This is a genomic window from Nonomuraea sp. NPDC048881, from assembly GCF_040649795.1.
In the GTDB taxonomy this organism is placed as follows: domain Bacteria; phylum Actinomycetota; class Actinomycetes; order Streptosporangiales; family Streptosporangiaceae; genus Nonomuraea.
On sequence record NZ_JBEZGC010000008.1, the window covers coordinates 84,765 to 98,062 of the forward strand.

The following is a 13,298-nucleotide window of genomic DNA, read 5'->3' on the forward strand; positions in this document are numbered from 1 at the left end:
ATACCGTAGCGTGATCAGCGTGTGATGCGCCACACACTCACCGAAGGACCGTCCCCCGGGATCATGTCTCCGTCCTGGGCATTGTGGACGCCCTGGGCCTGCGTCCCGATGGGCAGCGCGGCGCCGGGCGCCCGGCGGACGGCCACCAGCAGCGACTCCTCGAACGTCTCGCGCGCGAAGACCAGGCAGTCGGCGTCGGAGTGCAGCCAGCGCAACCCTCCGTGACGCAGCGCGGGCTCGGCGCGGCGCAGCCCGAGCAGCTCGCGGTAGGCCGACAGGGTCGCCAGGTCCTGGTCGTGCGGCCGGTTCCAGGGCATGGGGGTGCGCGAGTGCTCCCCGTTGATCCCGGTCAGGCCGAACTCGCTGCCGGCGAAGACCATGGGCGTGCCGGGCAGCGTGGCCTGCAGGCCGAGGGCCAGCAGGTGGCGTTCGCGCGAGCCGGTCACCGTGCGGATGCGCGGCGAGTCGTGGGAGTCCAGGAGCTGCCAGGAGTGCGTGAGCGAGCGCCAGGACATGTGCGAGGCGAAGGACCTGAACGTGGCCAGGGTGTCGGCGCCGTCACGCTCGGGCACGCCGCCCGGCACGCCGAGGAAGTGCGGCAGGTCCAGGTCGGGGCCGCGTAGCCAGGCCCAGACCGGACGGGTGAAGCCGCCGTAGTTCATGGTGCCGTGCCAGCCGTCGCGGTCGAGGTCGAGCGAGGCGTCGTGGTTGTGCTCGGCGATGAAGGCGGCCTCGGGGCCGAGCTGCCGGCGCAGCATGGCGGCGACCTCGTGGTTGCGGTCGTCGGCGCCGAGCCTGGCGGTCATGTTGGCGACGTCCACGCGCCAGCCGTCCAGCGGGCCGAGCCACTTCTTCAGCACCGCGCGCATGCTGGAGCGCACCAGCTCGCTGCCCCAGTTGAGCTTGGGCAGCGACTTGACGCCCCACCACGACTCGTAGTCGCCGGTGTCGGGGTCGAAGTAGAACATCTCCCGTTCGAGGGCGTTGACGTCGGAGACGGCGGCGGTGAACCATTCGTGGGCGTCGCCGCAGTGGTTGGTGGTGATGTCGCCGAGCAGGCGCATGCCGCGGGCGTGCAGCGCGCCGGACAGCCGGTGCAGGGCCTCGTCGCCGCCGAGCAGCGGGTCGACGTGCTCGAAGCTCGCGGCGTCGTAGCGGTGGTTGGAGCGGGCCGGGAAGATCGGCGTCAGGTAGACGGTGTCGGCGCCGAGGCCCTGGATGTGATCCAGGCGCCGGGTGATGCCGTCGAGGTCGCCGCCGTAGAACTGCTGGGCGGTGCCGGGGCCGCTGGGGATCACCGGGTCGCGGTCCCAGTCGCGCGGCAGCGCCCAGTCGGGCAGGTCCGGCATCGGGCCGGAGCGGTCGAAGCGGTCGGGGAAGATCTGGTAGACGATCGCGTCCGACATCCACGAGGGCGGCGCCTGGTGGCAGACCAGGCGGAAGTCGCTCGCGTCGGTCACGTCGTGGGCGACCGGTCCGGCCGCGGTCAGCCACAGCTGGCCGCGGCGGGTGTGCAGCAGGAAACGGTACGGGGTGACCGGGTTGACGGCGGTGATCTCCGCCTGCCACCACACGTCGTCCGCGCCGTAGCCGGCGACCGGCGTGCCGGTCCTGGAGTCGTCGACGCGGGCCTCGGCGTAGCGGGGCTCGCCGTCGCAGACGGTGCGCACGTGCACCCCGGTGATCCCGGCGGCGCGCGGCGCGCGCAGCCAGAGGGTCACCCGCGAGCCGAGCGCCGGTTCCCGGCTGGAGACGTAGAGAGCTGAGCCGTCGTGGTGCGGCTCGCCGACATGACGCAATGGACCTATCCCTTGACAGCCCCGGCCGTCAGGCCGGAGACGATGTACTTCTGCAGCCATAGGAACACGCTCACCGTGGGTACGGCGGTGAGCAACGTCGCGGCGGCGAACATGCCGAAGTTGGCGTTGCGGTGGTCGCCGGCGATCATGCCGTACATGCCGACGGCCAGGGTCTTGCTCTCGGGGTCGCGCAGGAACACGTTGGCCATGAGGAACTCGCTCATGATGCCGATGAAGGCCAGCAGCGCGGTGACCGCCAGGATCGGCGTGACCAGCGGCATGATGATCCGCCAGAAGATCTGCGCGTGGGTGGCGCCGTCCACGGTGGCGGCCTCGTCGAGCTCCTTGGGCACGGTGTCGAGGAAGCCCTTCATCAGCCAGGTGTTCACGCCGAGCGCGCCGCCCAGGTAGAGCAGCAGCAGGCCCCAGACGGTGTTGAAGCCGAACGCCGGGTACAGCTCGGTCACCCTGGTGAAGATCATGAAGATCGTGACGATGGCCAGGAACTGCGGGAACATCTGGATGAGCAGCAGCGCCAGCAGCCCGACCCGGCGGCCGGTGAAGCGCATGCGGCTGAAGGCGTAGGCGGCCAGCATCGACAGCAGCAGGCTCGCGAACGACGAGACCAGCGCGATGAACACCGAGTTGAAGAACCACCGGCCGAACGGATAGTCGTCGGAGGTGAGCAGGTTGGCGAAGTTGTTCAGGCTCGCCCCCGACGGCAGCAGGTCGGTGGAGGCCAGCGTGCCCATGGGGTTGATCGCGGCCGAGACCACGAACAGGATCGGGAACAGCGCGAACGCGCACACCGCCAGCACGAACACGTGCCTGAGCGCGATCCTCATGCGTAGACCTCCTCCTGCTTGTGGGTACGGCGGAAGGCCACGGCCGAGATGACCGCGACGATCGCGAAGATGAACACCGAGATCGCCGCCGCGAACCCGAACTGCGCCCCGCCCGCGCCGAACGCCAGCCGGAAGGTGTAGGTGATCAGCAGGTCGGTGGCCCCCACCTGCGGGCTCTCGGCCGGGAACGGCCCGCCGTCGGTGGTGAGCGCGATGGCGTTGAAGTTGTTGAAGTTGAACGCGAACGACGAGATCAGCAGCGGCGTCAGCGCGACCAGCAGCAGCGGCAGCGTCACCCGGCGGAACGCCTTCCACGGCGTGGCGCCGTCGATGGAGGCCGCCTCGGTCAGCTCGCGCGGGATCGCCTGGAGCGCGCCGGTGGTGACCAGGAACATGTACGGGAAGCCGAGCCACAGGTTGACCAGGATGACCGCGAAGCGGGCGGTGACGGGCTCGCCGAGCCAGTCGACGCTCAGCCCGAAGAACTGGTTGATCAGGCCGAAGTCGCGGTTGAACATGTCCCGCCAGACCAGGAGCATGGCGAAGGCCGGCATCGCGTACGGCAGGATCAGCGCGATCCGGTAGATCTTCGTGCCGCGCATGCGCGGGTGGTGCAGCGCCAGCGCCACGGCCATGCCGAGACCGAACGTGCCGGCCACGGAGGCCAGCGCGAACACCAGGTTCCAGCCCAGCACGCCGACGAAGTAGCCGGAGATGGTGGGGTTGGTCAGCACCCGGGCGAAGTTGTCGAACCCGACGTTCGCCTGCCAGCCCTGTGCCAGGTGCTCGCCCTCGGCGTTGACGAAGTAGCCCTGTGCCTCGTCGGCCGTCCAGGTGTCGCCGTTGCCCTTGACGCAGTCGCAGGCGGCGTCGTAGACCAGCGCGGCCTTGCCCTCCACGGCCCGGCTGAGGCCGTTGGCCTTGATCGCGCCGCCCGGCGTCGGCACGGACAGCGCCGAGATCTCCTGGCCGCGGGCGGCCGCCTCGGGCGCCTTCAGCACGGTCACGCCGGGGGCCGTCAGGACCTTGCCGGTGAGGCCGACCTGGGCGCCGGCGAGCGGGGTCAGCCCTTCGGCGGTGCCCAGCCGGACCTGCTTGGTCGTGGGGTCGACCAGCAGGAACACCAGCTCGTCGCCGCGCAGGGCGGCGGTCAGGCCGTACTCGGGCGAGCCGGGGGCCTGGCGCACCGAGCCGGTCTCGATGGCGGTGACCGCGTCGGCCTTGTCGCCGCGGTGCCCGTCGCCGAAGTTCGTGAACGCCGTGGTCACCGTGTAGAGCACGGGCAGCACCTGGAAGGCGATCAGGAAGACGGTGCCGGGAACGAGGTACTTGGCCGGGATGAAGCGGCGGGTCAGGTACAGGTAGGAGATGGCCGCGGCGGCCAGCCCCAGCAGCGTGAGCGAGACCCACGACTCCGCGGCGACCAGCGGCGGCGCGGCGTAGAGCAGGATCGCCGCGGCCACGGCCAGCACCGCGATCCTGCTCACCACGAACGCCGTGGTCAGCTCCCGGCGAGGCCGCGGGGACGCGGTGGTCCCCACGGCCTCGTGCACGTCCTGGGCCATGTCAGTTCTTGAGCGCGCCGTCGATGGCCTTCTGCGCGGCCGCGGCGGCCTTGGCGGCGTCGCCGCCCTTGACCACGGCGGTCTCCGCGATGCCGAACGGCTCCCAGATCGCGGCCATCTCGGGGATGGCGGGCATCGGCATGCCGCTCTTGCCGGCGTCCATGAACTTGGCGGCGTCGGGGTCGGCGGCCTGGACCTCCTGGAGGGCGGCGGTCAGCGCCGGGGGCCGCGGGTCGGCCTCGTACAGGGCCTTGGCGACGTCCTTGTTGGTGACGTAGTTGGCGACGAACTCCTGGGCCAGGGCCTTGCTCTTGCCCTTGGCCGCCACGAAGAACGACTGGACGCCGACGAACGGCGTGGCCGGCTTGCCGTCCTTGAACGCCGGGACGGGCGTGATGTCGTAGGAGATGCCGCCCTTCTTGACCTCGCTCATGGCCCACGGGCCGGAGATCAGGTAGGCGCACTTGCCGGCGGCGAAGTTGACGATGTAGTTCTCGTTGGTGACCGACGTCTTGAGCGCGCCGTCACCCTTCTCGCCGAGCTCCTTCAGCTTGCCGAACGCCTTGACCGAGCCCTCGGAGCCGAGCAGCACCTGCTTGGGGTCCGGGTCGCCGGAGGCGGTCTGGCCGAACAGCGCGCCGCCCGCGGAGGCGAACAGCGGGTAGGCGTGGAAGGCGTCGCCCTTGACGCCGACGGGCAGGCAGAGCACCTCCTTGACCTTGCCGGCCTTCTTCAGCTCCTTGCCCTTGTCGATCATCTCGTCGAGCGTGGCGGGGGCGTCGGGGGCGAGCTTGGTGTTGCGGATCAGGGCGATGTTCTCCACCGCGTACGGGGCGCCGTACACCTGGCCGTTGAAGGTGACCGCCTTCATGGCGATCTCCGAGAAGGCCGCCTTCTGCTCGTCGGTCAGCGTGACGGGGTCGATGGCGCCGTTCTGGACGAGGTTGCCGATCCAGTCGTGCGCGCCGATCATGATGTCCGGGCCGCTGCCCTGCTGGGAGGCGGTCAGGAAGGTCATCTGGTTGTCCTTGCTGATCTCCTTCACCTCGACGGTCACGCCGTTCTCGGTGCCGAACTGGTCGGCGAAGGGCTTGAGCGGCTTGACCCGGCTCGGGTCGGCCCAGATGACCAGCGTGCCGCCCGCCGCGGCGGCCGGAGCCGAGGCCGAGGCCGAGCCGCTGGGCTGCGCCGACGGGGCGGTCGAGCCGGAGTCACCGCAAGCCGTGGCGGCGAACGCGAGGGTGGAGAGGGCGGCCACTCCCAGGACCCGAACACGCATGAGACCTCCCGAGGTCATGGAGGAGCGGCGACGCCTGCGTGCGCCGCCGCCGAAGATCGTTTTCCGCCGCTGTTCACGGCTTACGTTTCCGGGACGTTAGCGGCTCTTTGCAAGAATTGGAAGAACTTGCGAAAGAGCGTTACCGGAACCACATCCGACCCGCGACGCGCTGACCTCGCCGCACCTCCGATAACGGGCGTACCGGGAATCTGCAACTTTCCGAAACTTGCACTTGACCTGTCGCAAGGACGCGCGACATCCTGCACCAGACATCACGGACATCGGGGGAAGGAAAGCCATGCTCGGCAACGACGACTGGTGGCGGGACGCCGTCGTGTACCAGGTCTACCCCCGGAGCTTCGCCGACGCCGACGGCGACGGCACCGGCGACCTGAAGGGCGTGCGGGAACGCCTGGGCCACCTCGCGCGGCTGGGCGTGGACGCGATCTGGCTGAGCCCCTTCTACACCTCGCCCATGGCCGACGGCGGCTACGACGTGGCCGACTACCGGGACGTGGACCCGATGTTCGGCACGCTGGCCGACTTCGACGCCCTGATCGGCGAGGCCCACGAGCGCGACATCCGGGTGATCGTGGACCTGGTCCCCAACCACTCCTCGGACCGGCACCCCTGGTTCCAGGCCGGCCTGCGCGACCGTTACATCTTCCGCGACCGGCCCAACGACTGGGAGTCGATCTTCGGCGGCCCGGCCTGGACCCAGGTCGAGGACGGCCAGTGGTACCTGCACCTGTTCGCGCCCGAGCAGCCCGACCTCAACTGGGACAACCCCGAGGTGCGCGCCGAGTTCCGCGACGTCCTGCGCTTCTGGCTGGACCGGGGCGTGGACGGCTTCCGCGTGGACGTGGCCCACGGCATGGTCAAGGCGCAGGGCCTGCCCGACGTGGGCCCGAAGGAGGGCCGCCAGGCCGAGATGCTGGGCGACGAGCAGGTGCCCTACTTCGACCAGGACGGCGTGCACGACATCTACCGGGAGTGGCGGCCGATCCTCGACTCCTACCCCGGCGGGCGGATGGCCGTCGCCGAGGCGTGGGTGTCCTCGCCCGAGCGGCTGGCCCGCTACGTCGGGCCGGACGAGCTGCACCAGGCGTTCAACTTCGAGTTCATGATGGCCGACTTCCACGCCAAGTCGTTCCGTACGGTGATCGAGAAGTCGCTGGCGGAGGCCGAGCTGGTCGGCGCGCCCACCACCTGGGTGCTGTCCAACCACGACAAGCCGCGCCACGTCACCCGGCACGGTGGACTGGCCCGCGCCCGCGCGGCGACGCTGCTCATGCTGGCCCTGCCCGGCTCGGCCTACCTCTACAACGGGGAGGAGCTGGGCCTGCCCGAGGTCCTCGACCTGCCCGACGAGCTGCGCCAGGACCCCGCCTTCCGGCGCACCGGCGAGAGCCGCGACGGCTGCCGGGTGCCGATCCCGTGGACGAACGAGCCGGGCTGCGGCTGGCGCGACCCGTGGCTGCCGATCCCGCCGTCGTGGACGCAGCTGTCGGCCGAGGCCCAGGAGCACGACCCGGACTCGACGCTGAACCTCTACCGGGCCGCGCTCCGGCTGCGCAAGCAGCACCCGGCGCTCGGCGGCGGCACGCTGCGGTGGCTGGAGGCCCCCGAGGACGTGCTGGCCGTCCAGCGCGACCCGGGCCTGGTCGTGATGCTGAACACCGGCGAGCGCCCGGTCGCCCCGGTCGTGCCCGGCACGGTGCTGCTGGCCAGCGGCCCGCTGGCGGCCGACGGCTCGGTCCCGCCGGACACCACCGTGTGGATCCAGCGTTGAGGTTGGGGGAACCTTTCCCTTGACGCGGCATTTGGCGGCAATGACGGTTAGTAGTCTCGGGGAGTGCCACCCCTGTGGGCCCGCTCCCTGCGCGGACGCGTCACCCTCATCGCGACGGCCGTAGCCGCCCTCGTGCTGATCCCCGTGGGCGTCGCCGGGTGCATCGTCTCGCGCTCGCTGGTGACGGCCGGCGTCTACCGGGACACGCGGGACACCGCCGAGCGGGTGGCCTCGGAGATGCGCGCGGGCGGGCTGCCGCAGGGCGCCACGATCCCGGTGCCCAACCCGTCCATCGACCTGATCCAGATCGTCGGCACCGACGGCCGCGTCCTGGCCAGCAGCGACGCGGCCAGGAACCTGCCGCCGCTCAGCGACGTGCGGCCCACCGCCGAGAGCCGGGTGGTCAACACCACCAACTGCCTGCCGACCGAGTGCGTGCACCTGTCGGCGGTCAAGGCCGGCATGTCGGAGGACTCCCCCATCGTCTACGCCGGCCGCAGCACCCCGGAGGTGCTGGCCTCGCAGACGCTGGAGGTGATCGTGTTCTCCCAGGTGGCGGTGCTGATCGCGCTCACCGCCTGGGCGACCTGGCTGGTCACCGGCCGCGCGCTGCGCCCGGTGGCGACCATGCGCGCCGAGCTGGACGCGGTCAGCGCCGGCGACCTGAGCCACCGGGTCACCCAGCCGGGCGGCGAGGACGAGGTCGCCATGCTGGCCAAGGCCGTCAACAACACGCTGGCCCGATTGGAACGTTCCGCGCTGCAGCAGCGCCAGTTCGCCTCCGACGCCTCCCACGAGCTGCGCACCCCGATCGCCGGGCTGCGCGCCCAGCTGGAGAGCGCCCAGCTCTACCCCGAGGACACCGACGTCGAGGCGCTGGTGGACAGCGCCCTGCGGGACACCGACCGGCTGGAGGCGATCATCACCGACCTGCTCCTGCTGGCCAGGATCGGCTCCCGGGTGGACGTGGCCAGGGAGCCGGTGGACCTGGCCCAGCTCGTCCGGCAGGAGCTGGCCGTGCGCAGCGACAAGCTGCCCACCCGGCTGGAGCTGACCGAGGGCGTGGTGGTCGAGGGCGTGCGCCTGCAACTGGCCAGGGTGCTGACGAACCTGCTGGACAACGCCCAGCGGCACGCCGAGACCATGGTGCGGGTCGTGGTCACCAGGGAGGCGGGCCCGGCCAGGGGCGGCACCGCCGTGCTGGCGGTGGAGAACGACGGCCAGGAGATCCGCGAGGCCGACCGCGAGCGCATCTTCGAGCGGTTCACCCGCCTCGACGCCGCCCGCAGCCGCGACTCCGGCGGCACCGGGCTCGGCCTGGCCATCGCCAGGGACGTGGCGATGGCCCACCGGGGCAGCGTGCGGGTGGAGGACCGTCCGGGCGGGGCGCGGTTCGTCCTGCGGCTTCCGGCCATCTGATGTCGAAAGCGTAGATTTCCGGCAGCCGGTTAGTGGATCATGCCCTCATGACGCAAGAAGTCCCCCAGGGCGTGGATCCTCACATCCCCAACACCGCGCGCATGTACGACTACTTCCTGGGCGGAAAGAACAATTTCCCGGCCGACCGTGAGCTGGCCGAGCTGGTGCTGAGCGCGATGCCGGAGGTCAGGGACGGCACGCGGGAGAACCGGCTGCTGATCGGCCGGGTGGTGCGGTACCTGTGCGAGCAGGGTGTCACCCAGTTCCTCGACCTGGGCTCCGGCCTGCCGGCCGCCGAGAACGTGCACGAGGTGGCGCTGCGGTACGCGCCGCAGGCCCGCGTGGTCTACGTGGACAGCGACCCGGTGGTGGCCGCCCACGGGCGGGCCCTGCTGGCCGGCCCCGAGCAGGTGGCCATGCTGCACGGCGACGTCCGGCGCCCGCGGGAGGTGCTGGACAGCCCCGAGGTGCGCGGGCTGCTGGACTTCGGCAGGCCCGTCGCCGTGCTCATGATGTTCCTGCTGCACCTGATCCCCGACACCGACGACCCGCAGGGCTTCGTGGCCGCCTACCGCGACGCGCTCGCGCCCGGCAGCTACCTGGCCCTGTCGCACGTCGGCACCGACCACGCGCCCGAGCGCGTGGCCCGCGTCAGCCAGTTCTACCGGCGGGCCAACGCGCCGTTCTGCCCGCGGCCGGGCAAGGAGATCGCCGCCTTCTTCGGCGACTTCGAGCTGATCCCGCCCGGTCTGGCCACGGGCAAGGGGCCGGAGCTCGGTTTCCCGTTCACCGACCCCGAGAGCCCGCCCTTCTACGACGACGACTTCGCCCGCATGGGGTACGCGGGCATCGGCCGCAAACCCTAGAGCTGCGAGCGCCGAGAGCCGGCAACCCTAGACGCGCGCGGCCCGCCGATCGGGCTCCGGCTCGGGGCGGTCGTCCTCCTCGTCGATCAGCGTGGACTCGTCGAACGGCGCCCGCCCGGCCAGCACCTCGGCGGCCCGCTCCCGGTCGAAGTCGCCGGTCCAGGTGCCGACCACGACGGTGGCCACGGCGTTGCCCGCGAAGTTGGTCAGCGCCCTGGCCTCGGACATGAACCGGTCGATGCCGACGATGAGGCCGACGCCGTCCACCAGCTCGGGGCGGTGCGACTGCAGGCCGCCGGCGAGCGTGGCCAGGCCCGCCCCGGTCACGCCCGCGGCGCCCTTGGAGGCGACCATCATGAACAGCAGCAGCGAGACCTGCTCGCCGACCTGCAGCGGCGCGCCGGTGGCCGAGGCGATGAACAGCGTGGCCATGGTGAGGTAGATGGCGGTGCCGTCGAGGTTGAAGGAGTAGCCGGTCGGCACGGTGATGCCGGCCACCGTCCGGCTCACGCCGAGGTGCTCCATCTTCGCGATCAGCCGCGGCAGCGCCGTCTCCGACGACGACGTGGACAGGATCAGCAGGAACTCCCGGCCGAGGTAGCGCAGCAGCGACCACAGGTTGACCCGGGCCACCAGCCACAGCAGCGCGCCCAGCACCACGCCCACGAACAGCAGGCAGGCGACGTAGAAGGCGATCATGATGATGGCCAGGCTCTTGAGCGCCTCGATCCCGGTGGCCCCGACCACGGCCGCGATGGCCCCGAACGCGCCGACCGGCGCGGCCCACATGACCATGGCCAGGATGCGGAACACCAGCCGCTGGACGTGCTCGACGCCGCGCAGGATCGGCGCGCCCCGCTCGCCCATGGCCTGCAGCGCGAACCCGGCCAGCAGCGCCACCAGCAGCGTCTGCAGGACCGAGCCCTCGGTGAAGGCCGACACCAGCGTGACGGGGATGATGCCGAGCAGGAAGTCGACCCCGCCGGTGGCCTCGCCCTTGGCCGCCTCTGCCTCGGCGGCCTGCCGGGCGGCGTCGGTCAGGTGCAGCCCGGAGCCGGGGTCGATGACGTTGCCGACCAGCAGGCCGATGACCAGGGCGACGGTGGACATCACCATGAAGTAGCCCAGCGCGAGGCCGCCGACCTTGCCGACCTTGGCGGCCTGGCGTACCGAGCCGATGCCGAGCACGATCGTGCAGAAGATGATGGGGCTGATCAGCATCTTGATCAGCGCCACGAACCCGGTGCCGAGGGGTTTGAGCTCCTTGCCCGCCTCCGGCCAGACGAACCCGACCAGGATGCCGAGCAGGACCGCCACGATGACGGCCAGGTACAGATAGCGAGTGCGATCACGCATGAGGGGTCTCCACCGCTTGGGAAAAAGGGGCTGGTCGTGCGACTATGCGGCTCGCTGTGACCCACGTCACGATTGAGTAAGTTTCGTTCACGCAAGGGGGGCTCATGCGCCGCTGGAGCCTGGCGGGCCAGATGCTGGTCCTGCAACTGGTCGTGGTCGCGGTCGCCGTGACGGGCTGCGCGGTGCTCGCGCTGGTGCAGGCCCACCGCCTGCTCACCGAGGAGGCCGGCGCCACGGCCAGGGCCGTGGCGGTCAGCGTGGCCGCCGCGCCGGGCGTGGCCGCCGCCCTCGACGGCCCGGAGCCGACCCTGGCCCTGCAGCCGTACGCCGAACGGGTGCGCAAGGAGACCGGCGTCGACTTCGTCACCATCATGAAGCCGGACGGCACCCGCTACACCCATCCGAACCCGGCCGAGATCGGCCGGCGCTTCCTCGGCCACACCGGGCGGGCCCTGGCCGGCCGGACGTTCGTCGAGACCTACACCGGCACGCTCGGCCCCTCCAAGCGGGCCGTGACGCCCGTGTGGTCCGGCGGCCGGGTCAGGGCCCTGGTCAGCGCGGGCATCACGATCGACCGGATCAGCGCCCGGCTGCGCGACCAGGTCGCCTGGAGCGGCCTGGTCGCCGCCCTCGCGCTCGGCCTCGGCGCGGCCGGGACGTGGCTGGTCACCGCACGCCTGCGCCGCCAGACCCACGGGCTCGGCCCGGTGGAGCTGGGCCGCATCCACGACCACCACGACGCCGTCCTGCACGCCGTGCGGGAGGGCCTGCTGCTGGTCGGCGGCGACGGCACGCTGACGCTGTGCAACGACGCCGCCCGGCAGCTCCTGGACCTGCCGCCGGACGCCGAGGGCCGGCACATGGCCGAGCTGGGCCTGTCGGCGCTGCTGGAAGGCCAGGAGGAACGCGTGCACCTGGCCGGCGACCGGGTGCTGGCCGTCAACGGCGCGGCCAGCAGGCTCGGCACGGTGGTGACCGTACGCGACCACACCGAGCTGCAGGCGCTGGCCGGGCAGCTCGACGCCGAACGCGGCTTCGCCGACTCGCTGCGCTCGGCCGCGCACGAGGCCGCCAACCGGCTGCACACCGTGATCACGCTGGTCGAGCTGGGACGCACCGAGCAGGCCGTCGCGCTGGGCACGGCCGAGCTGCGCGCGGCGCAGGAGCTGACCGACCGGGTGGTGGGCGCGGTGCGCGAGCCGGTGCTGGCCGCGCTGCTGCTCGGCAAGAGCGCCGAGGCGGCCGAACGCGGCGGCGAGCTGCTGCTCACGCCCGACAGCGACCTCGACGACCTGGGCCTGGACCCGCGCGACCTGGTGACGATCGTCGGCAACCTGGTCGACAACGCCCTCGACGCGGCCACCCGGGTCGAGGTGCACCTGAGCGCGGACGGGGACGGGGTGGTGATCAGGGTGGCCGACGACGGGCCGGGGCTGACCGCGCCGGAGGCGTTCGCGAAGGGCTGGACCACCAAGGGCGACGGCCACGGGCTCGGGCTGGCGCTGGTCGGGCAGGCGGTGCGGCGGCTGGGCGGCACGATCGAGGTGGCCGGGTCGGCGTTCACGGTGCGGCTGCCGGTCCCGGAGCGGGTCCGATGAACCGGCCGGACACCGGCCCGCTCGCCGGGCCCGGAGCGGGCGCGGCGAGCGGGCCGGACGGGCCGGTCTCCGTGCTGATCGTGGAGGACGAGGAGATCACGGCCGAGGCCAACCGGGTCTACGTCGAGCGGGTGGCCGGGTTCGAGGTGGCCGGGGTGGCGCGTTCGGGCGGCGAGGCGCTGCGGTTCCTGCGCGGCCGGCCCGTCGACCTCATCCTGCTCGACCTGTACCTGCCCGACATGCACGGCCTGGAGGTGTGCCGCGCGGTGCGGGCCGGCGGGCTGCTGTGCGACGTCATCGCCGTCACCTCGGCGCGCGACCTGGCGACGGTGCGCTCGGCGGTGTCGCTGGGCGTCTCCCAGTACCTTCTCAAGCCGTTCACCTACGCGACCCTGGCCGAGAAGCTGGCGCGTTACGCCCGGTTCAGGCAGGACACCGGCGTGATCGTCGCCCAGGGCGACGTCGACCGGGTGCTCGGCACCCTGCGTGGCAGCTCCGAGCTGCCCAAAGGGCTGGCCCGCGACACCCTCGACGCCGTGTCGGCGCGGCTGCGCGAGCGGCCCGGCGGCAGCACCGCGCAGAGCGTGGCGCAGGCCGTCGGGGTGTCCCGGGTGACCGCCCGCCGCTACCTGGAACACCTGGTCGAGCTGGGGACGGCGGTGCGCGTGCCGCAGTACGGCGGGGTGGGCCGGCCAGAGTTGCTCTACCGGATCCCCATGGAAAGTTAATGGCGGTGACGCTGCCCGTTCAATCCGGGCCCTTAGCTTCTGGGTGCGATC

Annotated in this window: 10 protein-coding genes; 5 read left to right on the top strand and 5 right to left on the bottom strand. The window is 71.7% G+C overall.

The window, feature by feature from the left end; all coding sequences use genetic code 11:
• Positions 1-14: 14 nt before the first annotated feature.
• Genes AB0C33_RS27590 through AB0C33_RS27605 form a run of 4 tightly spaced genes read right to left on the bottom strand, consistent with a single transcriptional unit; the run spans position 15 to position 5,488 of the window.
• Positions 15-1,799, bottom strand: coding sequence for a glycoside hydrolase family 13 protein (locus AB0C33_RS27590; protein ID WP_358292980.1), 1,785 nt, complete (start codon positions 1,797-1,799; stop codon positions 15-17).
• A gap of 5 nt (positions 1,800-1,804) precedes the next feature.
• Complete coding sequence (locus AB0C33_RS27595) at positions 1,805-2,644, bottom strand: sugar ABC transporter permease (RefSeq protein ID WP_358292982.1); 840 nt, start codon at positions 2,642-2,644, stop codon at positions 1,805-1,807.
• Positions 2,641-4,209: an ABC transporter permease subunit gene (locus AB0C33_RS27600; protein ID WP_358292984.1), complete on the bottom strand. Its 1,569-nt coding sequence runs from the start codon at positions 4,207-4,209 to the stop codon at positions 2,641-2,643. The genes AB0C33_RS27595 and AB0C33_RS27600 overlap by 4 nt, the downstream gene beginning before the upstream one ends.
• Position 4,210: 1 nt before the next feature.
• Positions 4,211-5,488 carry a maltose ABC transporter substrate-binding protein gene (locus tag AB0C33_RS27605; protein WP_358292986.1) on the bottom strand — a complete coding sequence of 426 codons (1,278 nt, stop codon included), beginning with the start codon at positions 5,486-5,488 and terminating at the stop codon, positions 4,211-4,213.
• Between the two features lie 298 nt (positions 5,489-5,786).
• Here AB0C33_RS27605 and AB0C33_RS27610 point away from each other — a divergent pair, with 298 nt between their 5' ends.
• The 3 genes from AB0C33_RS27610 to AB0C33_RS27620 all read left to right on the top strand — a co-directional run bounded on the left by AB0C33_RS27610 (position 5,787) and on the right by AB0C33_RS27620 (position 9,565).
• On the top strand, positions 5,787-7,280 hold the full coding sequence (locus AB0C33_RS27610; protein ID WP_358292988.1) for a glycoside hydrolase family 13 protein: 1,494 nt from the start codon (positions 5,787-5,789) through the stop codon (positions 7,278-7,280).
• A 63-nt stretch (positions 7,281-7,343) separates the two neighbouring features.
• Positions 7,344-8,699, top strand: a complete 1,356-nt coding sequence (locus AB0C33_RS27615; protein WP_358292990.1) for an ATP-binding protein — start codon at positions 7,344-7,346, stop codon at positions 8,697-8,699.
• A gap of 47 nt (positions 8,700-8,746) precedes the next feature.
• Positions 8,747-9,565: an SAM-dependent methyltransferase gene (locus AB0C33_RS27620; protein ID WP_358292992.1), complete on the top strand. Its 819-nt coding sequence runs from the start codon at positions 8,747-8,749 to the stop codon at positions 9,563-9,565.
• A gap of 27 nt (positions 9,566-9,592) precedes the next feature.
• Here AB0C33_RS27620 and AB0C33_RS27625 read toward each other — a convergent pair whose 3' ends face one another.
• Complete coding sequence (locus AB0C33_RS27625; protein WP_358292994.1) at positions 9,593-10,921, bottom strand: cation:dicarboxylase symporter family transporter; 1,329 nt, start codon at positions 10,919-10,921, stop codon at positions 9,593-9,595.
• 104 nt (positions 10,922-11,025) lie between these two features.
• On the opposite strand from AB0C33_RS27625, the gene AB0C33_RS27630 reads away from it, so the two are divergent.
• Both AB0C33_RS27630 and AB0C33_RS27635 read left to right on the top strand, forming a co-directional pair.
• Positions 11,026-12,519 (top strand): ATP-binding protein, encoded by a 1,494-nt coding sequence (locus AB0C33_RS27630; RefSeq protein WP_358292996.1) that lies wholly within the window; start codon positions 11,026-11,028, stop codon positions 12,517-12,519.
• Positions 12,516-13,247, top strand: a complete 732-nt coding sequence (locus tag AB0C33_RS27635; protein WP_358292998.1) for a response regulator — start codon at positions 12,516-12,518, stop codon at positions 13,245-13,247. The genes AB0C33_RS27630 and AB0C33_RS27635 overlap by 4 nt, the downstream gene beginning before the upstream one ends.
• Positions 13,248-13,298: the final 51 nt, after the last annotated feature.